The organism is Pedosphaera parvula Ellin514, from assembly GCF_000172555.1.
In the GTDB taxonomy this organism is placed as follows: Bacteria; Verrucomicrobiota; Verrucomicrobiia; order Limisphaerales; family Pedosphaeraceae; genus Pedosphaera.
Map to the genome: position 1 here is coordinate 130,129 of NZ_ABOX02000014.1, position 23,434 is coordinate 153,562.

Here is a 23,434-nt window from a genome sequence, read left to right on the forward strand (position 1 = left end):
AGGCGAAAAAAGGGGCAAAACAAGGAAAGGGGAGGGCGTAGGACTACAAGCCAAGCGGGCGGGTCAAAAAAGGTGTCATCCGGCAAGCACTGAACCAATTACCGGGTTTGTGGTCCAAAGTTCGCCAGTATTGACCGACGAAGGACTTACTGGTTGTAATAGTGTTATGCCAGTAATTACGAGCAGCAAAACTCACAAGGAATATGATGTCATCGTCGTTGGCTCTGGTGCCGGCGGCTCGATGAGTGCCTATGTGCTTGCGAAGGCAGGCGTCAAAGTCTTGATGCTGGAAGCGGGGCGCAATTATGAACCGGAGAAGGAGACGCCGATGTTCAACCTTCCCAAGGATGCGCCGTTGCGCGGAGCCAGCACGCCGGATAAGCCTTTCGGCTTTTACGATGCCACGGTTGACGGTGGCTGGAGGGTGCCCGGGGAGCCTTACACCATGGCCCAAGGCACGGAGTTTACTTGGTGGCGGACACGCATGCTCGGCGGGCGAACCAATCATTGGGGGCGCATCGCTCTACGCATGGGGCCATATGACTTTAAACCACAATCGCGCGATGGCATGGGAATCGACTGGCCGATCGATTACCCCGATCTCGCTCCTTATTATGACAAGACGGAGGAATTGATTGGCGTGTTCGGATCGAATGAAGGATTGGAGAATACACCGAACTCACCAGCAGGAATTTTGCAGCCGCCACCCAAGCCGCGCGGATATGAACTCCTGGTTAAAAAACATTGCGATCCGCTGAAAATTCCAGTTATTCCTTCTCATCTCGCAATCCTTACCCGTCCGCTGAACGGCAGACTTGCATGTTATTACGCAACATCCTGCGGTCGTGGATGTTCCATTAAAGCAAATTTTCAATCCACCACTGTGCTGCTCCCGCCAGCGGACAAGACGGGCAACCTGGATATCGTCACGCAGGCGATGGTCCGGGAGGTCACGTTGGATTCCAGCGGCAAGGCGAACGGAGTTATTTATGTGGATAGGCTTACCGGCAAGGACGAGCGCGCTCAAGCCCGGGTTGTAATCCTGGCCGCCAGCGGCTGTGAGTCAGCGCGCATACTTCTGAATTCCAAGAGCAACTTGTTCCCCAATGGCTTGGCGAATAGCAGCGGCAAAGTTGGCCGTTATTTGATGGATACAGTTGGTTCCGGGCTGGGAGGTCATATTCCGGCGCTGGAAAACGTGCCGCCTCACAATGAAGATGGTGTTTCCGGCATGCACATGTACATGCCGTGGTGGGGTTATAAGGACCAAGCGGTCGGCAAACTCGACTTTCCGCGCGGTTACCACATTGAATTCGGTGGCGGTCGCCGCATGCCATCGGCAGGGATGTTTGATGGACTGGACCGGCTCACCGGCGGCAGCTACGGCAAGAAACTCAAAGAAGACGCGCGCCGCTATTACGGATCGTTCGTCTGGTTTGATGGTCGTGGCGAAATGATTCCGAACGACGATTGCTACTGTGAGATTGATCCCAATGTGAAGGATAAGTGGGGCATTCCGGTGCTGAAATTCCATTGGAAATGGGCAGATGCTGAGATCAAGCAGGCGGCACACATGCAAAAGACCTTCGCGCAGATCGTTGAAGCGATGGGTGGCAAGGTGCTGGGCGACGGGCCGCAATTGGATGGATCCAAAGCCATCCTGCCGGGCGGCAAAATCATTCATGAAGTCGGCACGACCTGCATGGGCGCCAAAAAGGAAAAATCGGTGCTCAATCAATATTGCCAGGCTTGGGATGTAAAAAACCTCTTCGTCATGGACGGCGGACCGTTCCCTTCGAATGCTGATAAAAACCCAACTCTCAGCATCATGGCATTGGCCTGGCGCAGTTCCGACTATCTGGTAGATCAATTAAAGAAAGGGCAACGTCTAATAATCTCCAAAACCCAAGTTAACCAGAACCATTTCAGCAATTATGAGCGAAATCGAACCGAAAAGAATGGCACGTCGCGAAGCCATCAAGTGGGTTGCAGCCACGCTGGCAGTATTTCCGGCATTAGATTGGGACAAGGCCACGGGCGGTCCGGGAAAGTTATCGCAATGGACTTTGAGCGATCCCAACCTGATGCATCCGATGGTTCCGTGGGAACGGACCATGACGAAGGAGGAGCTTAACAGCCTCTCCGCGCTTTGTGACGTCATTATTCCGGAGGATGAAAAATCGCCCAGCGCCAGCAAGGTTGGCGTGCCGGATTTCATCGATGAATGGGTAAGCGCGCCCTATCCCCAGCAGCAGGAGGACAAAAAGCGGATTCAGGAAGGCATCGTCTGGTTGAACGCAGAGTCGAAAAAGCGGTTTCAGAAGGAATTTGCCGATCTTTCAGAGGAGCAGAAAACCAAAATCTGCGACGACATTTGCTATTCCCCCAAAGCCAAGCCGGAATTTCTGAATGCTGCTTATTTCTTCACCTGCGTTCGCGATCTGACCACCACGGGCTTCTACACATCGAAGGAAGGAACCAAGGATCTGCAATACATTGGCAACACGCCGTTGTTCAGCTTTAAAGGCCCGCCAAAGGAAGTTTTAGAACATTTAAAGCTGGTTTAACCTATCGGGGAGCAACGTTAGGCCAGCTTCTTAAGAGGCGTGTGCTTGTGAAAAAAATCACAAATTCAACTTGCCTGACTTTTCTTTGCTGATTAGTTTCCTTAAGACAGTGGTATTTAAGCCACTAATTTATGCAAACAAGCACCGAATTCGGTTACAATTCCAAGGTCGAGGGCGACGTTATTGTCACCCGTGTCGACGCGGCCCTGAACTGGTTTCGTAAGAATTCACTCTGGCCGATGCCGATGGGGCTGGCTTGCTGTGCCATTGAATTAATGGCTGCCGGTGCAAGTCGTTATGATATTGCCCGGTTCGGTTCCGAGGTCATGCGTTTCTCCCCCCGTCAGTCCGATGTGATGGTTGTGGCGGGCACGGTGACTTATAAAATGGCGATGGCCGTAAAGCGCATTTACGATCAAATGCCTGAGCCCAAGTGGGTAATTGCCATGGGCGCCTGCGCTTCCACCGGTGGGATGTATCGCAGTTATGCCGTGCTGCAGGGTGTGGATCGCATTATTCCGGTCGATGTTTATGTCGCTGGATGTCCACCGCGTCCTGAAGCGCTGCTGGATGCCTTAATCAAGCTCCAGAACAAAGTCTCGAAAGAGCCTACCTTATCGAATTTGAAGAAAGTGGCATAAGTCGGAGTCACTTATCCGGTAACTCAGAAAAAATCATAGTCATGTCGTCCCTCGAACTAGCACAACAGCTCAAAGCGAAATTCGGTGATCTTATTTCCGATCCCGCGGAGTTTCGTGGAGAAGTGACGATTAAGATCGGCGATGCCGAGCGCATCGCCGAAGTGTGTGCAGTGGCCAAGAAGGAACTGGGTTTCGATTATTTGGTGGATCTGAGCAGTGTTGATAATTACGGCAACGACCCCCGCTGGACACTGGTTTATGAGCTTTACGGCTACGGACACCACTGCCATCTGCGGTTGAAGACGGATGTCAGCGAAGAGAAGTCAGAACTTCCCACCATTTCCACCGTATGGCGCACTGCCAACTGGCATGAGCGTGAAATTTACGACATGATGGGGATTCGTTTCAGCGGGCACCCTGATTTGCGCCGGATTTTGATGTGGGAAGGCTATCCTTATTTTCCTTTGCGCAAGGATTTCCCGCTGGCGGGCAAACCGAGCGAAATGCCTGAAGTGGCATTTACGAAACCGGCTCCGCTTGAAGGCGGGCCGTTCGTTACCATTGCTGGCGGCAAGGACCGCATCGCCCGCGAACCACGTGTCCGCATCCCGGAAACGGATGCCTTGGAACTTAATGCGCGAGTGGAGCGTCGCGATGACATCAAGGATGCCCACGGTCATTCGCATGGTCCTGGTCCCATTGAAAAGAAGTAATTTGAATCATGGCCACCGTTCACGACATAGAATTTAAAGACCCGCACGCACGCGCGGCTGATGCCATTTCAGCAGCTCCCGCTGGAGCGCAGGATTTGCCGGAAGCTGAAGGTGAAAAAATGGTCCTCAACATGGGACCTTCACATCCGGCCACCCATGGCGTGTTGCGCCTGGTGCTGGAGCTTGATGGCGAAATCATTACCAAAGCGGCTCCCGATGTCGGTTATCTGCATCGTGGAGATGAAAAGATCGCCGAGAACATGACTTACACCCAGTTCATCCCTTATACGGATCGACTGGATTATTTGGCGCCTTTGGCCAACAACGTGGCTTATGCGCTGGCCGTCGAGAAACTGATGGGGATCGATAAGGATTTGCCGCTGCGTTGCCAATATATTCGCGTGATTTGCTGCGAATTGGCGCGTGTTTCGGCTCACCTGTTGGGGTTGGGCGCGTTCGCGATGGATGTCGGCGCGCTGACCGTCTTCCTGCACACCTTCACGCAACGCGAGACGATTTATAATCTCTGTGAAGCTTTGACTGGCGCTCGTTTCACCACCAGTTACACACGCATCGGCGGTGTTTCGCGGGATATTCCGCCGGGATGGGTGGAGCAATGCCGGAAATTTTGTGATGAAGTCGTGGTTAACTTTGATGAGTCGGAGAAGCTGCTGACTCGCAATCGTATTTTCGTGGATCGCACCCGTGATATGGGCGTGATTTCCAGGGAAGATGCGATTGATTATGGTCTGACCGGCCCGAATTTGCGCGGCAGTGGCGTAGATTTCGATATGCGCAAAGCGCATCCTTATCTCGTTTACGACAAACTCCAGTTTGATATTCCCACAGGTTCGGTAGGTGATTGTTACGATCGTTACCTTGTGCGCATGGAAGAAATGCGTCAAAGCGTGCGCATTCTGCGTCAATGTCTGGATCAGTTGCCGGATGGGCCTATACGTGTGGCCGATGGCAAAGTCGGTTTGCCTCCGAAGGAAAAAGTTTTGACCTCGATGGAGGAGTTAATTCATCAGTTCATCAACGTCACCCAGGGAGACAATGCGCCGCCGGGAGAAATTTATTTTGGTGCTGAGAATCCGAAAGGCGAACTCGGATTTTATATCAACAGCACCGGTGGTGGCACTCCGAATCGGATGAAGATTCGTGCGCCATCATTTGTGAACCTGAGTATTTTGCCGCACCTGCTGCCGGGTCATATGATGAGTGATACCGTGGCGATTTTGGGTTCGCTTGATTTCGTAATGGGAGAATGTGATCGATGAGCGCACCTGATTCCACCCAGCAAAACCGCGCCAGTGTCCTGTCGACGGGCAATTTTGTTGTTCCGCCAGCATTGGAAGCTGAGTTGAACGAACTTGTGACGCATTATCCCGTCAAGCGGAGCGCATCATTGATGTTCCTGCATGCGATTCAAGAACACTTCGGATATGTTTCGAAGGAAGCGATTGAGTGGATTGCGAAGAAGCTCGAGTTGCAGCCGATCAACGTTTACGAACTGGTGACATTTTATCCGATGTTCCGGCAGGAGCCTGCGGGCAAGCACCAGATCAAGGTGTGCCGGACATTGAGCTGTGCGCTCGGTGGTTCGCACAAGCTGCATAAGTATTTTTGTGAAAAGCTCGGTTTGGACAGTCATGCACATGGGGTTCAAACCACGAAAGACGGCAAATATTCGGTCGAGTTTGTCGAATGCCTCGCGAGCTGTGGCACCGCGCCAGTGATGATGTGTAACGAGGACTTCTACGAAGGGGTCACGAATCAAAAAGCGGACGAGATACTGGGAAAATGCAAATGAAACTCAAGAATGGCTGCCGAACATGGATTCGAACCATGACAGACTGCTCCAGAGGCAGCCGTGCTACCATTACACCATTCGGCATTCCGAGTGGTGACAAAATAAAGGGTTTGGCCAGAGAGTCAAGCTGTTCATAGCTAGATATGCCTCAAGAATTTCGCCTCATCTTAAAAAATGTCGATCAGCCGGGTTATACGGCTGATATGGAGTGCTATTTGCGTCATGGAGGGTATGAAGCCCTGAAGAAGGCTTTGGCCATCCAGCCTAAGAGTTTGCCCGATGGCAAGTCGATGAGCGGTCCGGAGCAGATCCGTGAGGACGTCAAAGTTTCCGGTTTGCGCGGTCGCGGTGGCGCTGGTTTTTCCTGTGGTTTGAAGTGGTCTTTTGTAGATCGCAAGAGTGGCAAGCCGATTTACCTGATTTGCAATGCGGACGAATCGGAGCCGGGGACCTTCAAGGATCGCCAGATTCTGCATAAAGACCCGCACCAGATGATCGAAGGGATGATTATCTCCTGCTTCGCGAATGACGTGAAGCTCGCCTATATTTATATCCGTGGCGAATTTCCCGATGGTGCGCGCATTTTGAACAAGGCTTTGAAGGAAGCTCGGGCGAAGAATTTCCTCGGAAAAAACATCCTCGGCAGCGGCTACGATTTGGAAATTCACGTCCATCGTGGAGCGGGTGCTTATATTTGCGGTGAAGAGACGGGTTTGATTGAGTCACTCGAAGGCAAACGTGCTTATCCGCGTATTAAGCCACCTTACTTCCCGGCGATTTTGGGTCTCTACATGTGCCCGACGATTGTGAACAATGTCGAGACGCTTTGTCAGGTGAAGCATGTGGTTGCAATGGGTGGTTCGGAGTATGCCAAGATCGGAACTCCGAATAATACCGGCACCCGCATCGTGAGCATCAGCGGGCAGGTGAAGAAGCCCGGTTATTATGAGATTGAAGTCGGCAAAGCGACGATTGGCCAGTTGATCAATGAATTTGCAGGCGGTCTGCACGATGGGCGAAAACTTAAGGCGATTATTCCCGGTGGTTCCTCAGCCAAGGTGTTCAAAGCGGGAGAAAAGTTTAAGCTCAAGAAGAAGGGGCCGGACGGCAAGGATATCGAGCAGGAAGTGGATATGCTTGACCTGCCGTACGACTTCGATTCGCTCATGGCTGCGGGCAGCATGTCCGGTTCCGGTGCGATCATCGTGATGGATGATTCGGTGGACATCGTCGAAGCACTGGCGAATCTCAGCGAATTCTACGCCCACGAAAGCTGCGGCCAATGCACACCGTGCCGGGAAGGCTCGCTCTGGATGAGCAAGGCGTTGCATCGCATGACCCACGGTGAAGGTCGCAAACAGGATGCGGAATACCTGCTCAAGATTGCAGACAACATTCCTGGCGGACGCACCATTTGTGCATTCGGCGAAGCTTGTTCGTGGCCAGTGCAGAGCTTTGTGGGTAAATTCAAAGACGAGTTCATTGCCAAGGGCGAAGCAGATGAGGCCAAACGTGCTGCCGCCAGTTCTGGCGCGGGCCCGACGGCGGATTTGAAAATTGCCGCCAGCCCAACACACTAAAATTTTAATATGTCGACAGTAGCGACAACGGAAAACAAGCCGGCTCAGCCAGCGATTGAAACCATCAAGATCAAGGTTGATGGGAAGGAAATTTCTGTGCCCAAGACCGTGCCGGATCCCATGACTGGCAAACAGGTTCCGACCACCATGATCCAGGCCTGCTCGATGGCCACGGTGGATGTGCCGCATTATTGCTATCATCCCAAGCTGCCGGTGGCTGGAAATTGCCGCATGTGCCTCGTCGAATTCGGCACACCCGCCATGGGACCGGATCGAAAGCCGGTGATGAATCCCGATGGCACGCCGAAGATCGCCAAGTCTCCTCGTCCGGCGATTGCCTGCGCAACGCCGATTTCGCCTGGAATGGAAATTTACACCACGACGCCTGCCGTGAAACAGATGCGTGAGGGTGTGTTGGAATTTTTGCTGATCAATCATCCGCTGGATTGCCCGATTTGTGATCAGGCTGGTGAATGCAAGTTGCAGGAATATTCAGTGGATTACGGTCAGGCCACCAGCCGATTCGTGGAGCCAAAGGTTCACAAACCCAAGCGGGTGGATCTCGGGCCTCGCATCATGTTGGACGACGAGCGTTGCATTCTTTGCACACGTTGCATCCGTTTTTCGCGCGATATCGTTGGGGATGATGCATTGGGCATCGTGAATCGTGGCAGTTATAACACGCTGAGCGCTTATCCCGGCAAATCGTTTGATAACAACTACACCCTGAACACGGTGGATATTTGCCCCGTCGGTGCGCTGACTTCCAAGGATTTTCGTTTCAAGATGCGTGTTTGGTTCCTGAAGGAAACCAAGAGCGTCTGCACCAGTTGTGCAACCGGCTGCAATATCATCATCGGCTCACGTGAGGAAAAGGTTTACCGTTACGAGCCGCGCGAGAATGATGCGGTGAATTCGACGTGGATGTGCGATTCCGGTCGCTTGAACTACAAGTGGATCAATCGGGACGACCGCCTGACGGAAGTGAAAATTGGGTTGGCGCAGACCACCTGGAGCAATGTGCTCAAGCAGATTGGCGAGAAGTTGGCCAAGGCTCAGCCGGGGTCGGTGGCGATTGTAGGTTCGGCTCGTCAGACGAACGAAGAACTGTATTTGCTTTCGAAGATTGCCAAAAAGTTCAATGCGATTACGGATTCCGTGCCGCGGACTGGTCCAGGCGACAAGATATTGCTCAGCACGGATCTTAATCCGAACAGCAATGGCGCGAAGTTGACGGGCATTTCTCCGGCAGAGATGGGATCGAATTTGCCGAAGATTGCTGATGGTATTCGCAAAGGCAGCATCAAGACCTTGATTGTGTTTGGTGAAGATGTGACCAAGGTTGGCATTGGCGAAGATTTGCTGGGCAAGCTGGAAAACTTGATTGTTAGCGACATTTTGCCTAATAAAACGACGGAAAAAGCCAACTTCCTATTGCCAGGCTGTGCTCATGCTGAGAAGCGCGGCAGCTTTGTGAATGGCAAAGGTCGCGTGCAGAAATTCATGCAGGCGATCGTCCCGCGCGGGGAAGCTCGTCCGGAGTGGGAATTTTTGCATGAACTGGTTCATAATGTGACCGGCAAGAATGGATATTCCTCAATCGAAGGTTTGTTCAACCAAATGGCGCAGGAAATCCCGGCGTTCAATGGAGTCACCTGGGCGTCGCTGGGTGACAAGGGTGTGACGATACAAATTTAATTTCAGAAATGGATTACTTGCACACATTCAGTCCCATGCTTGCAGAACTCGGCCCGACGGGGCAGATGGCGCTGTGGAGTTTTGTTAAGATCGCCATCCTGGTCGGCGTGGTGCTGACGATGGTGGCTTACGCTGTTCTTGTGGAACGAAAGGTTTCAGCCTTCATTCAGGATCGTGTGGGGCCGAACCGCGCGGCGCCTCCGTTCATCGCCGCAATTCCGGTGCTTGGACCTTTTCTTGTTCGACTCGGCATTTTTCAGCCACTTGCGGATGGTTTGAAGTTTTTGCTAAAAGAAGATTTTACTCCGGCGCATGTGCGCAAGATTTATTTCTGGCTGGCGCCGATGATTGCGATGGTGCCGGCATTGCTGACCTTTGCGGTGATTCCATTCGGTTCCAATCTGGGTGGGCAGCGGATGGTGATTGCCGATCTGAATGTTGGCATTCTCTATACTTTCGGAATTGTATCGTTGGGTGTGTATGGAATTGTGCTGGCGGGGTATGCAGCCAACTCCAAGTATCCTTTCCTGGGTGGCATTCGTTCCAGTGCGCAGCTGATTTCGTATGAAATTGCGATGGGCATGTCCGTGATCCCTGTTTTCATGTTGGTTGGTAACCTAAATCTGAGCGGGGTAATTCATTATCAAACTGGTGGGCTATTCGGAATCAGTTGGTTGCCAAACTGGTTGTTATTTAAACAGCCGCTTTCGTTTATCATTTTCATTATTGCAGCTTTTGCCGAAACCAACCGCCTTCCGTTTGACTTGCCGGAAGCAGAAACCGAATTGGTGGCCGGCTACCACACGGAATACAGCTCGATGAAGTTCGCGCTGTTCTTCCTGGGTGAATACGCAAACATGATTGCCTCGTCTGCGATGATGGTCACGTTGTTTTTGGGAGGCTGGACGTTGCCTTGGTTCGGTCTGGATCAACCAGCGGATTCAATTGGCATAGGCTTGCTCCATATTGGAATTTTCATCGGTAAAATCATATTGTTAATGCTGATCTTTATCTGGATACGCTGGATGTTTCCGCGCTTCCGGTATGATCAGTTGATGGATTTGGGGTGGCGTCGTTTTATTCCCCTGGCTTTGGCTAATATTTTAATCACGGCAGTTGTGTTGTGGCTGGTGGCACTCAAGAACACCCACTAACGGATTTGAAGAATGATTGTTAAACGTGAAAAACTAAGTTTCTGGGAGCGGCTTTATCTCCCCGCGCTTTGGGGTGGTCTCAAGGTCACAGGTCGCCACTTCCGTCGTACGCTTTTTCAGGGTAAGACCGTGACGATGGAGTACCCGGAACAGAAATGGACTGTGCCGCCGGGTTATCGTGGTGCGCCCTACCTGGTCAAGGATCAAGAAGACCGCACGAAGTGTGTCTCCTGCCAGTTGTGCGAATTCGTTTGCCCGCCCAAAGCGATTAAAATCATTCCTCCCGGAACCGAAGGCGATCCGAAGGTTGGCAATGTGGAGAAGGCTCCCAAGGAATTTGAGATCAATATGCTCCGGTGCATCTTCTGTGGTTTTTGCCAGGAAGTTTGTCCGGAGGAAGCTATTTTCCTCATGAAAGATTATTCCCTGACCGGCACCAGTCGGAAAGAAATGATCTATAACAAGGAGAAGCTGCTTTCGTTGGGCGGGATTCATCAGGACAAGATTCAGAAGTGGAAACATAAAGCCGAAGAAGCCAAGGAACAGGGCATGACCCCGTAAGGCCTTCTATCGAGCAAGGAACCCTTTTAAATGCCAGAGTATCTGTTTTACATATTTGCGGCGCTGACGTTGATTTGCGGTGCGTTTGTCATCATCAATCGCAATCCGATCAACAGCGCGATGTGTCTTGTGTTGTCAATCGGCTCGATGGCGGGGTTGTTCGTGCTATTAAACGCCTTCTTTTTGGGTGCCGTCCAGGTGTTAGTATATGCAGGCGCAGTGATGGTTTTGTTCCTCTTCGTGATCATGTTGCTTGACCTCAAAGCTGAGGAACGGCGCAGGGTCAATCTCTTTGGAGCAGTTACCGGAGTTACTTCCGTGGCGGCCATTGCTTTCATATTTTACAAGGCCTTGGCAGCATCCAAGGATCAACTACCAAACGTGACTGATCGTGCGGTCGGGGGGACGGTGGAATTGGGCACGAAACTGTTTAGCGATTACCTGCTGCCTTTCGAAATTCTGTCCATTCTGCTCCTGGTGGCGATGGTGGGCGTGATTCTCCTTAGCAAGAAGGATTTAAAATAATGCAAATCGGCCTCGAACATTATCTGGTCGTCAGCGGGCTTTTGTTCAGCCTGGGAATGCTGGGCGTCATCATGCGCCGGAATCTGCTGGTGATTTACATGTGCCTGGAGTTGATGCTCAACGCGGCGAACCTGGCCTTGGTGGCGCTCTCCCGTTTTAACGGCAAACTGGATGGCCAGATCATGGTGTTTTTTATCATAACGGTTGCTGCGGCCGAGGTGGCTGTCGGTTTGGCATTAATTGTGGCGCTCTACCGGAAACGGCAGACGGCTCACGTGGAAGATCTTACCACACTGAAGTATTAGGCCGATTCCATGAGTGAAATACCTATAGAAAAGTTTGCGTGGCTGATTCTGTTTCTGCCATTGGTTTCGGTGGCATTGATAAGCCTTATTCCCGGCATCAAGTCGAGGCCGCGCGTCAGCGCACAGATTTCCATTGCCGCAGTTGTGGTCTGTTTTCTTCTCACTTCGATTCTGTATTTCGTTTTACAGAATTCGGGACAGCAGCAGTTTCCGCAAATCACCGCCACCTGGCTTCAAGTTGATTACTTAAGGATCGATATAGGACTGAAGCTGGATGCGCTGAGCATGATGATGATGCTCATTGTTACGGGCGTGGGCGGCCTCATCCACATTTTCTCGTGGGAGTACATGAAGGGCGATCCCGGTTACAGCCGCTATTTTGCCTGCCTGAGCCTGTTCATCTTCTCCATGCTTGGGATCGTTATGGCGGACAATTTCCTGATGATGTTCATCTTCTGGGAATTGGTGGGTATCTCCAGCTATTTGCTCATTGGTTTCTGGTATGAAAGGCCCTCGGCGGCCGATGCTTGCAAGAAAGCGTTTCTTACCAATCGTCTCGGTGATTTTGGATTTTTAGTAGGCATCCTGCTCGTGTGGGCCACCCTGGGTCACCGTTTAAACTTCGATGCTTTAAAGCAATATCTTGATAAGCACACCTTGGAGTTTGCGGGGGTCGCGACTGCGGCAGGGCTGTTGGTTTTCTGCGGTGCAGCTGGCAAGTCGGCGCAATTTCCGCTGCACGTCTGGTTGCCGGATGCGATGGAAGGCCCGACGCCGGTCAGCGCTTTGATCCATGCAGCGACGATGGTGGCGGCGGGTGTTTACATGCTCTGCCGGATTTATTTTCTGTTAGACGTGTCAGGTTCGCACGCGTTGGAAGTCATAGCGTGGATTGGCGGAATCACCGCCTTATTGGCGGCCGTCATAGCGATCCAACAAAATGACATCAAGCGCATCCTTGCCTATTCCACCCTGTCGCAACTGGGTTACATGGTGATGGCGGTGGGAACTCATGGGCCGACGCCTGCGATGTTCCATTTGACCACGCATGCGTTCTTCAAGGCGTTGTTGTTCCTTGGAGCTGGTGCGGTGATTCATGCAGTGCATCATGAGCAGAATATTTGGAAGATGGGGGCGTTGAGGAAAAAAATGCCCACAACATTTGTAACTTTTACGATAGGCACGTTGGCATTGGCAGGATGTCCACCACTTAGCGGCTTCTACAGCAAGGATGGCATTTTGGGGCAGGCCATGGAGACCCATCATTACGGGCTGTTTATTCTGGGTTTATTAGCTGCCATATTGACCACATTCTACATGTTCCGTTTGGTGTTTGTGGCGTTCTATGGTGCGCCGAGATCGGAAGCGGCTGACCATGCGCATGAAGCACCCGGCATGCTGAAGTGGCCCTTGATAATCCTGGCTGTGTTCAGTTTCATAGGCGGAGTTATTGGGATTGAAGGAGTGTACGGCAAATTCTTTGAACCGGAGAAAGTAGAGCATGTCGCCAGCTGGGTGGATGGAATCATGGCCCCCATTAATGATTCTCCGCTCGCTGCCGCCTTTGGCATACTCGCCTTTTTAGCAGGTATTGCGGCTGCCTTTGCGTTTTATTGGAACAAGATGGTCGATCCGTTGCCGGAGAAACTTGGCTTCCTGTCGCGCCTGATGCGCAACAAGTTTTATTTCGATGAGTTTTATGAGCATGTGCTGATTCCCTGCACGCAGGAGGCTCTGGCCAAGCTGGCGAATGGCATTGACCGTTGGATCATTGGAGGATTCATGGTGCGCGGCACCCAGGGAACAACGGAATTTATCGGCCGCGCTTTGCGCCTGGTGCAAACCGGAAGTCTGCAGACTTATGCCTTCCTGCTGGTGGCAGGCGTGGCACTGGTGCTTTACCTCATTCTCGCGCGTTAAAACATGTCCCCCCTTACATCCATCATACTTTGTCCGCTGATCGCAGCGCTGGTGCTTTGTTTCGTGCCGCGGAACTACCGTTTTGTCATGCGCATTGTGGCCATGGTCGCGACCTTCGTGACGATGATCCTGGCGATCAAGATGTTTTGGCAGTACGACAATGCGGTCATAGGGGAAAGCGGCACGTATAAGTTCGAGCAGCTTATTCCGTGGGTGAAATCGCTCGGCTTAAATTATCATGTTGGGGTGGATGGGATAAACGTGGGGCTGATCCTCATGGGGGCAATCGTGGCGTTTGCGGCTGCCTGTGTTTCCTGGGACATCAACAGTCGAGACAAGGAATTCTACATTTTACTACTTGTCATGACCGGAGGCATTTTGGGGGCGTTCGCATCGCTGGACATCTTCATGTTCTACTTCTTCCACGAACTGGCGCTGGTGCCAACGTTTATCATGATTGGTGTCTGGGGCAGGGGAGAGAATAAGAACTATGCGACCTTCCAGATTACGCTGTATCTGAGCATTGGTGCGTTGATTTCCTTGGTTGGATTGATTGCGCTGTACGTGAAGTCGGGGGCAAACACTTTTGATATCGTTGCTTTGACGACCTACGTGAAGGATCATCCGATTTCTTTGCATGATCAAAATTTCATTTTCCCCCTATTGCTCTTCGGATTCGGCATTTTGATTTCCTTGTGGCCATTCCATACATGGGCACCGCTGGGATATGGTTCCGCTCCGACTGCGACGGCGATGTTGCATGCCGGTGTGCTGAAGAAGTTCGGCCTTTATGGTTTGATCCGTATTGCGCTGCCGCTATTGCCTCAAGCGACGCATAGCTGGATCAACGTGATTGCCTGGCTTTGTTTGGGGAACATTTTCTATTGTGGTTTAGTCGCAATGCGGCAGAAGAATTTCAACTGGCTGATCGGTTACTCCAGCGTGGCGCACATGGGTTTTGTGTTCCTGGGAATTGCGAGTTTGAACCTTATCGGTATAACGGGCGCGGTGCTGGTAATGATTGCGCACGGATTTCTTGCGGCCCTGAGCTTTGGCTTGAGTGGGTACCTCTACCACATCACCGGTACACTCGAGATGGACAAAATGGGTGGCTTATTACGGAAGTTGCCGTTCCTTGGCACCGCGCTGATGATGGCCTTGTTTGCCGGATGCGGCTTGCCAGGATTTGCGAATTTTGCTGGCGAAGTCACCATTTTCTTCGGTGCGTATAAGACCTATCCCTTGATTACGGGTATAGCAGTGTGGGGCGCGTCGGTAATTGGCGCAGTGTATATGCTGCGGGCGATTCGAAATATGTTGCATGGCGTCGTGCCGGAAAAATTCATGGGCGTGGCGGAATCCGCCTTTCCACATCGCAAAGTTCCTTATTTGATTCTTCTGGTCAGTTTATTGGTGTTTGGCTTCTTTCCAAGGTTGCTGACGGAAAAAATTGAGCCTAGTGCCAAGAGAATTGTGGACATGGCCGGTGGAGAAGTTGCCAAAGTGGCGCTGGTTGAAGCCGCACCGATTGAAACCAAGAAGCATTGATTGCTAGATGAACAACTATTCCTTATTGAGTTTGGAGATAGCGGTGGTAGTGCTCGGCCTGGCATTGCTGCTGGCAGACTTGTGGACGCCTGCGAAGCATAAACGCAAATTGGGTGGCGTGGCCGCGATCGCGCTTGGTGTCATCTTTTTCTTTAGTTTCAAGATGGCCAGTCCGGAAGTGCAGTATGCCTTTCAGGGGATGTATGTGATGGATGGGTTGGCACTCTTCTTCAAGCAGTTCTTCCTGCTGGCCGCGATTATTGTGCTCATCATGGCAGTTGAATTTTCGGACCGCATTGGCGCTGGAATCAGCGAATATTACGCGCTGATTGTTTTTGCCCTGAGTGGAATGATGTTCGCTGCCTCCGCAAACGACTTCAGCCTCCTATTCGTTTCGCTCGAGTTGATCACGGTAACTTTCTACATTCTGACTAGTTTTCAGCGCGGAAAGTTATGGTCGCTGGAAGCCGGTGTGAAATATCTGATCATTGGCGCGTTGTCTTCGGCGTTCATGGTTTACGGCATTGCGCTGATCTTCGGCCTGACTGGAGAGTTGAATTTCACCAGGATTTCTGTGATGGCACCGCAGTTATTGACCAACAAAGTATTTCTGTTCGGTATTTTGTTCATGTTGGTGGGATTGGGCTTCAAGATTGCGGCTTTTCCCGTTCAGATCTGGGCGCCGGATGTTTACCAAGGCTCGCCTACGCCTTCGACGGCATTTTTGGCGGTTGGGTCAAAGGCGGCCGGTTTTGTGCTCCTCATTCGAGTCCTCTTCCAGGCTGTGCCGGCAGTGGCAGAACATTGGAAGGGTTTATTGATCGGCATTTCGATGGCCACGATTCTCTACGGAAACCTGTGCGCCATTCCACAGCGGAACATCAAACGGTTGTTGGGCTATTCCAGCATCTCCAACGCAGGTTACCTGCTGATGGGACTGGCGGCATACAGTTTGAACGGTCAATCGGCGATGCTGTATTATTTGTCCGGTTATCTCTTTACCGTGTTGGGTGCGTTTACCGTTATCTCCATCGTCATGCGGAATGTGGAAGGGGAAGACTTGAGCGCGTTGGCCGGGCTTCATCAGCGTTCGCCATTGCTGGCGACCACCCTGACGATGGCGATGGTCTCGCTGGCAGGTATTCCACCGCTGGCCGGTTTCTTCGGCAAGTTTTTGCTGCTGAAAGCAGTAGTGGAAAAGGGCGCGGAGAACTCGGCTTACTATTGGCTCGTCGGCGTGGCCTTGTTCGGCGTGGTGGTTTCCATCTACTACTATTTCGGGGTTATCCGTGCCATCTACTGGTCCCGGGAGACGCGGGATCTTTCGCCTATTCGCATTCCGCTATGCGTGAAGTTGTCCCTCTCCGTCTGTCTTCTTGGCATGCTTTATCTCGGAGTGCGTCCGAGCGGCTTGCTCAATCGCACGGATCGGGTTGTGACCACGACTGATAAGGTGCCGAAGGTTGCCAAGATGTAGTTATCTGACGGGCGATAAATCAGATCTCCCGCATCTGAACGGCATCCACGACTTTATCGCCGGAGAGGATGGAGCTGACCACCACGACAGTGCTGCCTTTGCGGAGGCATTTGCGTTCAATCAAGGTCTTTAAAGCATTTTCAATGTTTTTGTCCAAGTCCCTTTCGTCGAATTTAGCCACGAAAGGAACCACGCCCCAATGCAAGGTCAGTTCTTCGGCGACATCCTGACTTGGTCCAAAAGCGTAGATGGTTGAATGACGGGGACGGAGCCAGGAAATATAGCGGGTCATACTGCCGCTACGGATCAATGAGACGATGGCAGTGGCTCGCAGTTCGTTGGCCATGACCACCGCGCTCTTGGCAATCTTCTCGCGTGGGTCGGTCAGTTCGGCATGTTCCCAATAGTTGGCACCGCCACTGCGTTCGATGCGTTGGGCAATGCGGTCAAAAGTTTCCACGCACTTGAGAGGATATTTGCCGACAGTGGTTTCGCCGCTGAGCATGATGGCGTCTGCCTGTTCGTAAACAGCATTGGCAACATCAGTGACCTCCGCGCGGGTGGGCATGGGCGATTGAATCATGCTTTCCAGCATGTGGGTGGCGACGATGACGGGACGTCCAATATGCAGGCAGGTCTTCACGATCCGGCGCTGGATAATGGGTAACTCCTCGAAAGGAACTTCGATGCCAAGGTCGCCACGGGCCACCATGACGCCATCGGCGGTGCGGACGATGGAATCGAGGTTGCGAACAGCTTCCTGATCTTCGATTTTGGCAATGACCAGCGGATGATGATCCTTTGATTTGCTGATCAGCTTTTTAAGTTCGCGGATGTCTTTGGCAGCGCGGACGAAGGAGAGAGCAATGTAATCGACTTGCAGTTCCAATCCCAGCTTTACGTCAGCGATATCCTTTTCGGTCATGGGCGGCAGGCTGACTTTGACGCCGGGAAGATTGATGTGGCGGCGACTGCCGAGCTTGCCGTCAGTAAGGACTTCGCATTCCACCTTGTTGCCTCTTTTGACAAGAACTTTCATCTGTATGGCGCCATTGTCCACCAGCACGACGTCGCCCACGCTGATGTCATTGATGAAGTCGGCGTAATTGACATCGACGGAGTTGACTTCCTCACTTTTTTCACCCCGAACCGTGAAGGTGAAGCGTTCTCCCGGTTTCAGATTGAGTGGGCTCCGGAGATCGCCGGTGCGGATGGCAGGGCCTTGGGTGTCCATGAGGATGCCGATCAGCAGGTTGCGGGCGCTGGCTGCAGCGCGGATGTCCTTGACCACGCGGCGGGTCCAATCGTGGGTGGCGTGGGACATGTTTAGACGGAAAATATTGAGGCCGCCATCGATGAGGCGACCGATCATTTCCGGTGAATCTGTTGCGGGGCCGAGAGTGGCAATTATTTTGGTTTTTCTCATTGCGCCGAACCAAGGGTTCGTTGACCGTGTATTAAAGGGATTTATGTTGAAGGGTAAAGAAAGAAGGAAGAGTGAAACATTATAAATGGGCTTGATATTTGGGGACAGCAACACAAATATAAACGGACTAAATATTAATTTTATGGCTGATATTGCAAATCGTTACCCTGAAAATGTGACCGGCAAGTTTTATGTCGATAACCAGTGCATCGACTGCGATCTTTGCCGCGAAACTGCGCCTGACAATTTTACCCGCAATGATGACGGTGGATATTCCTACGTTTATAAGCAGCCCACCACCCCTGACGAAGAGGCCCGCTGCAAGGAAGCCATGGAAGGCTGCCCGGTTGAAGCCATTGGTAATAATGGACCATAGAAGTTAGCTGATAGTCAGAATTTCAAGACCCGCAATCGGAAACGATCGCGGGTTTTCTGCTTTTTACGACTTAACCTCTCCAGATATTGGCAACCCTTTTTTGCTGGGGCAAGGTGGTGGTCAATTCGAAATGGCCTGACTACGAGGAAGTATGGAGCAGGTTGCGACGGAGTAATTCCAAGGCTTGCTGGCAGGTGATGATTTTGAAGGTGGGACGGTCGTACCGATTGGTTGGATTAATCACGAAGGTGTGACTTGGGGTTGCCAAGGCGATGAAAACTGTGCCGACGGGTTTGGTTGGTGTTCCACCGGTTGGTCCGGCGATGCCGGTGGTGGCGATGGCGAAATCGGCACCCAGGCGTTTGCGGGCACCTTCGGCCATTTCTCGGACGACTGGTTCGCTGACGGCGCCGTGTGTAGCGAGAGTTTCGGCCTTCACGCCGAGCAGGTTTTGTTTGGCTTCGTTGCTGTAGGTGACGACTCCGCCGAGGAAGACGGCGGAAGCGCCGGAGACATCGGTTAGACGATTGGCGATGAAGCCGCCGGTGCAGGATTCGGCAGTGACGATGGTTTGCTTGCGCTCCGTGAGCAGACGGACGATGACTTCGTGGAGTTGTTCATCCTGGGTGCCGTAAATGTATTGATGCAATTTGGAGCGCACCATTTGCTCACCTTCCTTGACGAGTTGTTCCGCATTGTGGCCGCGGGCGACGAGTCGGACATCCACCCAGCCATAATGAGCACAATAACCGATGATCAGACCGTCATCAACGAGTGGCTGGAGAAGGCCGGAAATTTCGTCCTCCACCTGGGATTCGCCAATGCCGGTGGTGCGGAGCGTGAGGCAGGAATAGGCGCTCTCGAGAGGGAAATGCTTTTGGAGCAACGGCAGGGCGTGCGTTGCAAACATTGGCTTCAGTTCGCGAGGCGGACCAGGGAGCATGACCAGCCAACTTGTTTTACCATCAGGGCGGAAAGGATTGGGGGTGACCTCCATGGCGAGACCGGGCGCGGTGCCATGGGCGTTATCGAGAATCAAGGCATCTTCCGGAACCATGGCTTGCAACAAGGTGTTAGCAGGCATGGGACGATTTCGTTGGGCAAAGAAAGCTTCGAGCTTGGCGGCAATGGCGGCGTTTTTGTGCAAGCGCTTGCCCAGCAGGGAGGCGATCAGGTCGCGGGTGATGTCATCGGAAGTGGGGCCGAGACCGCCGGTGACGATGATAAAATCAGCGCGGGAAAGTGATTCGCGGACAGCTTGTTGGATGGCCGGGCCTGAGTCTTCGATGGCAATCTGACGGGTGACGCTGTAGCCGGCATCGGAAAGCTGGCGGCAGAGCCATTGTTGATGGGTGTTCAGGACAAAACCGAGCATGAGCTCGCTGCCAGTGTTGATGATTTCGATGTTCAAGGCGGTGGTATCGTGCCATCACATGGTTCAGGGTTCAAGGGGCAGAGTTCAGCCCTGATCTGACTCCAGCCGTGCGTTGACTTGGCGCATTCCGGTGCCTTATACTGCGAATATGTCAGTAGCAGATAAAAACCTGGCGAAAGAGAAGTTCATGCACTTCCTGGCGCACAAGAATCTGCGCATCACATCGCAACGTCAGACCATCATTGACGTGGTTTTCAGCACCGATAAGCATTTTACGGCTGAAGAGCTGCTTGAGTGGTCGCGGCAACGGGACAAATCCGTCTCGCGGGCGACGGTGTATCGCACTTTACCGCTACTGACGGAGAGTGGAATGGTTCGGGAAATGGACTTTGGGAAGGATTACAAGTTCTACGATCCGAATTATGCCGATCATCCCAACCACAATCACATCATCTGCCAGGATTGTGAGAAGATTGTGGAGTTCGAAAGCGACAAGATCGAAGAGATTGAGACTGAGATTACCAAGAGACTGGGCTTTTCCATCAAGGCTCAACGGCTGCAGATCACCGGAAGTTGCGAGGAGTTGAAGAAGTTGGGTGCTTGTAAGAAGAAGGGGTGCTGAGGGGCGGAGGACGAGTCGATTCCAGCCAAGGAACTGATCAAAGCGAGTTTGCAGGAAAACAATAATTTTAGGGACGACGGCTTCGTGTGTCCGTTGGCTGCTTAAGCAAGACCGGCAGTTTATGCCAATTTCCAGGGAGCGCGGAAGGGGCGTCCCAACATCGCGGTGGCTTCCTTGTCATCGATGATTTGTTCGGATTGGACGTTCCATTTGAGTTTGCGTCCGACCAGCATTGAAATCAGGCCGAGGTGACCGGGAATGGTGGAGTGATGTGCGGTCTTAACTGGTGTGATGGTCGGTTTTCTGGATTTGACGCAGTCCAGAAAATTGCGTTGATGGCCGGATGATTCGTACAGCTTCACTTTGCGGAGGTCTTCAGGCAATTGTTTGATGTCGCGCCAATCTTCATTTGAAGCACTGAATTGCCCGCGATCCACGTGAACCCAGCCATCGGTGCCAATCCATTTGGTGCCGTCTTTAATGTCAGGATGGCCACCGGCGATGGTCATGGAGATGTTTTGGGGATACTTCAGATCGATGCGGTACTTGGTAGCGGTGTTCCATCCGAAATCGGCCGGCGGAAATTCACCGTGGCCTTCGATTTCTGAAGGGCCATTTTCATCAAAGCCCAGGCCCCAATGGGCGATGTCGCAATGGTGACCGATCCAGTCGAGGAGGTTGCCACCGCCGGTATTGTAATTCCAGCGCCAGTTCCCATGCACGCGAATGGACATGTAGGGTAGTAATTGAGATGGTCCGCTCCAGAGATCGTAATCGAGTTCAGGCGGAGGAGTGGCGACCGTGAAGTCGGAAGGCTTGGGATTGTAGCCAGCGAAACCTCCTGGTAATCCGACCTCAACGCGGGTGACTTTGCCGATCAGACCATTGCGGACGATTTCTGCGGCCTTGTGGAAATTAGGCACGGAGCGTTGCCACGAACCGGTTTGCCAGATGCGATTGTTCTTCTGCACTGCGTGGACGATGGCTTGTTGTTCGGTGATGGTGCGGGCGAGCGGTTTTTCGCCGTAAATGTCCTTCTTATGGTTCGCCGCTTCCACCGCAACGAGAGCGTGCCAGTGATCCGGGGTGGCAATCATGACGGCATCGATATCGGTGCGCGCCGCCAGTTCGCGGTAGTCGTGATAGGCTTTGCAGTCCTTGTTGCCATAATGACCGTTGATGGTGCCGAGGATTGTTTCCAGATGTTGCTTGTCGACATCGCACGCGGCCACGACCTGACAGTCGTTCAAGCCGAGGAAGGCGTTGGTATTGGCGGTTCCCATGCCGCCGCAACCGATCACGCCAAGAGAAATCCTGGCGGAAGGAGCGGGGCGATCTTCGCGTCCGAGCGCGCTGGCCGGGATAAAAGTGGGTAGAGCAATGGCAGCACCGGCGGCGGCGAGAAATTTGCGGCGGGTGATTTTGGTGGCTGATGGGGTAGCTCTCATGTTGTAGGGACCATGTACGGGTTCGGATATTCAATAGCATGGGCGTGCGGCTTTGGCCATGATAAATGGTTGTTGGCGTTCAGGAGAAACGGTGGGTGCGTGCCAATTGATCCACGCGCTTTAAAAGGGTGGGAATGCGGAACTGTCCGTGCATGGAGCGAATATATTGTGTGGCGACGCCGGGGTCCATGCCCGCGGCGGTGATGTAGAGTGGGCGTTTGCTTTTGCCGCGGAGTAATTCGCAACTTCCGTCGGCTCCCTGAAAAGGAGTTTTCGCGACGCCGATCACCGGGATTTTTTCGTTCAATGCCTGGTGGAGGTGAGCGCCAAGGCCGGGTTTCCCTTTATTATCGAGCCAGACGTAACCATCGATGATCACCGTCTGGACGGCAGGAAGTGCCTTGAGGACTGCGAGGAGGCAGGGCAGTTCACGCAGGTAGAATTGTCCGGGTTGATAAGGCTGGATGTTCGAAACTTCAATGACCTCTTCTTCGTAGGGGAAAGCATCGACCCATTCCTGAAAGACGATTCCAGCAGCGAAGGCGGTCGCGCCTTCATAGTGGACGTCCAGGCAGGCGATCATGTTGCGGCCGAGACTTCAGGTTTGTATCAGTTGTTGCCCTGGATATAGGGCTGTCGGTTTTGCCGGCCACGCTCCAAGCCGCGCTTGAAGCCTTTTATAAAGGCAGGAGTGAGCAGGGCACAGAAGAGAATGAGGAAGGCAAGGGAAATGTAACCGATGACAAGTCCGGCGGTGGCCAGGCCGGAGCCTTTGAGTTTGGGATTTCGACGTAGTTCAGCCTTGGCGAGGTGGCCACAGATGATTCCGGGAAGCCAACCGATGCAGATTACGAAACTGGAAAGCGAGCAGACGAGTGAGGCGATGGCAAGGCCGGAAGTTTTTTCGACAACCGGCGTTACGTTGGGCGGTGGGGGCGGGTTGTAGGATGATGAGTCAGCCCTGCGGAGACCGGGGGCAGACGGAGGAGGTGCCGTGGACGTGCCCGCGGGTATATTGGGAACGATCAAAGGAGTCTGGCAGGAGGGGCAGGTAACGGAGGTGCCGACCTGAGTCGTGTCTGACAAAATATTTTGGCCGCAGTTGGAACAGGCAAATTTAAATTCACTCATGGTAAAAAGGTTGATTGGTGTTAACCCAATGCGGGAATATGGGCAAGGCTAATGGAGGGGGAAATTTAGCTGGCTCCATGGCAGGGTCAATCCCACCAGAGAGTTACTTTTTTGCCTTGCTCGACTTCGCGTTTGAGGATTTCGATGCCGTAGTTTTCATCTTCGAAATCGACACCTTCGATGAGCTTTTGAGTTTCGGGAGCTATGGGCTGGCCGCTTTCTTCAGCGAGTTCGAGCAGTTCCGCCATGCAACCGGTCCCTTGATCGACGAGGTCGGGACAGAATTCGTAGAGTTCCCTGGCAAAAGCATCCTGATCCTTTGGCAGGGTGTCGAATTCGATTTCGACCGTATCGTATTCAGCACGAACCACGCGAAAGGAACATAGGGATTGCCATTGGGTAAGGCGCGCGATGATGGCGTCAGTATCGAGGTCAAAGTTGGCGCCGTTGGTTTGGGCTTCGCGAATGAGGGCGAAGGGATCCTGATTGCGAGCTTCTGCCATAGGTTAAAAAAGGTTTTTGCCAGCTCCGATGGTCACCAGACGTAACCACGT

General features: G+C 52.6%; 23 protein-coding genes and 1 tRNA gene. 17 read left to right on the forward strand and 7 right to left on the reverse strand.

Going from position 1 to position 23,434, the window contains the following annotated elements; genetic code table 11:
• Positions 1 to 166 precede the first annotated feature (166 nt).
• The 6 genes from CFLAV_RS13360 (at position 167) to CFLAV_RS13385 (ending at position 5,734) form a co-directional block, all read left to right on the forward strand.
• The gene (locus CFLAV_RS13360) at positions 167 to 2,134 is read left to right on the forward strand and encodes a GMC family oxidoreductase (RefSeq protein WP_007415268.1); all 1,968 of its coding nucleotides are present in this window, start codon (positions 167 to 169) and stop codon (positions 2,132 to 2,134) included.
• The gene (locus CFLAV_RS34115; RefSeq protein ID WP_202796896.1) at positions 2,115 to 2,567 is read left to right on the forward strand and encodes a gluconate 2-dehydrogenase subunit 3 family protein; all 453 of its coding nucleotides are present in this window, start codon (positions 2,115 to 2,117) and stop codon (positions 2,565 to 2,567) included. Before CFLAV_RS13360 ends, CFLAV_RS34115 begins: the two co-directional genes overlap by 20 nt.
• Before the next feature lie 131 nt (positions 2,568 to 2,698).
• Positions 2,699 to 3,208 carry an NADH-quinone oxidoreductase subunit NuoB gene (nuoB, locus tag CFLAV_RS13370; RefSeq protein WP_007415270.1) on the forward strand — a complete coding sequence of 170 codons (510 nt, stop codon included), beginning with the start codon at positions 2,699 to 2,701 and terminating at the stop codon, positions 3,206 to 3,208.
• Positions 3,209 to 3,249: 41 nt separating this feature from the next.
• Positions 3,250 to 3,921 (forward strand): NADH-quinone oxidoreductase subunit C, encoded by a 672-nt coding sequence (locus CFLAV_RS13375; protein ID WP_007415271.1) that lies wholly within the window; start codon positions 3,250 to 3,252, stop codon positions 3,919 to 3,921.
• Between the two features lie 8 nt (positions 3,922 to 3,929).
• A complete protein-coding gene (gene nuoD, locus CFLAV_RS13380; RefSeq protein ID WP_007415272.1) occupies positions 3,930 to 5,201 on the forward strand; it encodes an NADH dehydrogenase (quinone) subunit D in 1,272 nt (423 codons plus the stop codon).
• Complete coding sequence (locus CFLAV_RS13385; protein ID WP_007415273.1) at positions 5,198 to 5,734, forward strand: NADH-quinone oxidoreductase subunit NuoE family protein; 537 nt, start codon at positions 5,198 to 5,200, stop codon at positions 5,732 to 5,734. Before nuoD ends, CFLAV_RS13385 begins: the two co-directional genes overlap by 4 nt.
• A gap of 10 nt (positions 5,735 to 5,744) precedes the next feature.
• Here CFLAV_RS13385 and CFLAV_RS13390 read toward each other — a convergent pair.
• Positions 5,745 to 5,818: transfer RNA gene (locus CFLAV_RS13390), tRNA-Gln, on the reverse strand.
• Between the two features lie 59 nt (positions 5,819 to 5,877).
• Here CFLAV_RS13390 and nuoF point away from each other — a divergent pair.
• Genes nuoF through CFLAV_RS13435 form a run of 9 tightly spaced genes read left to right on the forward strand, consistent with a single transcriptional unit; the run spans position 5,878 to position 16,502 of the window.
• Positions 5,878 to 7,314, forward strand: coding sequence for an NADH-quinone oxidoreductase subunit NuoF (nuoF, locus tag CFLAV_RS13395; protein WP_007415274.1), 1,437 nt, complete (start codon positions 5,878 to 5,880; stop codon positions 7,312 to 7,314).
• A 9-nt stretch (positions 7,315 to 7,323) separates the two neighbouring features.
• Positions 7,324 to 9,012 (forward strand): NADH-quinone oxidoreductase subunit G, encoded by a 1,689-nt coding sequence (locus tag CFLAV_RS13400; protein ID WP_007415275.1) that lies wholly within the window; start codon positions 7,324 to 7,326, stop codon positions 9,010 to 9,012.
• A gap of 8 nt (positions 9,013 to 9,020) precedes the next feature.
• Positions 9,021 to 10,166, forward strand: coding sequence for an NADH-quinone oxidoreductase subunit NuoH (gene nuoH, locus CFLAV_RS13405; RefSeq protein WP_007415276.1), 1,146 nt, complete (start codon positions 9,021 to 9,023; stop codon positions 10,164 to 10,166).
• A gap of 12 nt (positions 10,167 to 10,178) precedes the next feature.
• Entirely contained in the window at positions 10,179 to 10,727 is a 549-nt protein-coding gene (locus CFLAV_RS13410; RefSeq protein WP_007415277.1) for a NuoI/complex I 23 kDa subunit family protein, read from the forward strand.
• A 30-nt stretch (positions 10,728 to 10,757) separates the two neighbouring features.
• Positions 10,758 to 11,252 carry an NADH-quinone oxidoreductase subunit J family protein gene (locus tag CFLAV_RS13415; RefSeq protein WP_007415278.1) on the forward strand — a complete coding sequence of 165 codons (495 nt, stop codon included), beginning with the start codon at positions 10,758 to 10,760 and terminating at the stop codon, positions 11,250 to 11,252.
• Positions 11,252 to 11,557: an NADH-quinone oxidoreductase subunit NuoK gene (nuoK, locus tag CFLAV_RS13420; RefSeq protein WP_007415279.1), complete on the forward strand. Its 306-nt coding sequence runs from the start codon at positions 11,252 to 11,254 to the stop codon at positions 11,555 to 11,557. The genes CFLAV_RS13415 and nuoK overlap by 1 nt, the downstream gene beginning before the upstream one ends.
• 9 nt (positions 11,558 to 11,566) lie before the next feature.
• On the forward strand, positions 11,567 to 13,477 hold the full coding sequence (gene nuoL, locus CFLAV_RS13425) for an NADH-quinone oxidoreductase subunit L (RefSeq protein ID WP_007415280.1): 1,911 nt from the start codon (positions 11,567 to 11,569) through the stop codon (positions 13,475 to 13,477).
• 3 nt (positions 13,478 to 13,480) lie between these two features.
• Positions 13,481 to 15,025, forward strand: coding sequence for a complex I subunit 4 family protein (locus tag CFLAV_RS13430; RefSeq protein ID WP_007415281.1), 1,545 nt, complete (start codon positions 13,481 to 13,483; stop codon positions 15,023 to 15,025).
• Between the two features lie 7 nt (positions 15,026 to 15,032).
• Positions 15,033 to 16,502: an NADH-quinone oxidoreductase subunit N gene (locus CFLAV_RS13435; RefSeq protein ID WP_007415282.1), complete on the forward strand. Its 1,470-nt coding sequence runs from the start codon at positions 15,033 to 15,035 to the stop codon at positions 16,500 to 16,502.
• 19 nt (positions 16,503 to 16,521) lie between these two features.
• Here CFLAV_RS13435 and pyk read toward each other — a convergent pair whose 3' ends face one another.
• Complete coding sequence (gene pyk, locus CFLAV_RS13440; RefSeq protein ID WP_007415283.1) at positions 16,522 to 17,928, reverse strand: pyruvate kinase; 1,407 nt, start codon at positions 17,926 to 17,928, stop codon at positions 16,522 to 16,524.
• 142 nt (positions 17,929 to 18,070) lie between these two features.
• Here pyk and CFLAV_RS13445 point away from each other — a divergent pair, with 142 nt between their 5' ends.
• A complete protein-coding gene (locus CFLAV_RS13445; RefSeq protein ID WP_040548636.1) occupies positions 18,071 to 18,304 on the forward strand; it encodes a ferredoxin in 234 nt (77 codons plus the stop codon).
• 139 nt (positions 18,305 to 18,443) lie between these two features.
• Here CFLAV_RS13445 and CFLAV_RS13450 read toward each other — a convergent pair whose 3' ends face one another.
• On the reverse strand, positions 18,444 to 19,715 hold the full coding sequence (locus tag CFLAV_RS13450) for a competence/damage-inducible protein A (RefSeq protein WP_040548548.1): 1,272 nt from the start codon (positions 19,713 to 19,715) through the stop codon (positions 18,444 to 18,446).
• Positions 19,716 to 19,827: 112 nt separating this feature from the next.
• Between CFLAV_RS13450 and CFLAV_RS13455 the strand changes: the two genes are divergently transcribed.
• On the forward strand, positions 19,828 to 20,301 hold the full coding sequence (locus CFLAV_RS13455; protein WP_007415286.1) for a Fur family transcriptional regulator: 474 nt from the start codon (positions 19,828 to 19,830) through the stop codon (positions 20,299 to 20,301).
• A 119-nt stretch (positions 20,302 to 20,420) separates the two neighbouring features.
• On the opposite strand, the gene CFLAV_RS13460 is transcribed toward CFLAV_RS13455, so the two are convergent.
• The 4 genes from CFLAV_RS13460 to CFLAV_RS13475 form a co-directional block, all read right to left on the reverse strand.
• The gene (locus tag CFLAV_RS13460; RefSeq protein ID WP_007415287.1) at positions 20,421 to 21,749 is read right to left on the reverse strand and encodes a Gfo/Idh/MocA family protein; all 1,329 of its coding nucleotides are present in this window, start codon (positions 21,747 to 21,749) and stop codon (positions 20,421 to 20,423) included.
• Between the two features lie 79 nt (positions 21,750 to 21,828).
• Positions 21,829 to 22,332, reverse strand: a complete 504-nt coding sequence (locus tag CFLAV_RS13465) for an endonuclease V (protein WP_007415288.1) — start codon at positions 22,330 to 22,332, stop codon at positions 21,829 to 21,831.
• A 26-nt stretch (positions 22,333 to 22,358) separates the two neighbouring features.
• Positions 22,359 to 22,880 carry a DUF4190 domain-containing protein gene (locus CFLAV_RS34120; protein ID WP_007415289.1) on the reverse strand — a complete coding sequence of 174 codons (522 nt, stop codon included), beginning with the start codon at positions 22,878 to 22,880 and terminating at the stop codon, positions 22,359 to 22,361.
• Between the two features lie 86 nt (positions 22,881 to 22,966).
• On the reverse strand, positions 22,967 to 23,383 hold the full coding sequence (locus tag CFLAV_RS13475; RefSeq protein WP_007415290.1) for a DUF4253 domain-containing protein: 417 nt from the start codon (positions 23,381 to 23,383) through the stop codon (positions 22,967 to 22,969).
• Positions 23,384 to 23,434: the final 51 nt, after the last annotated feature.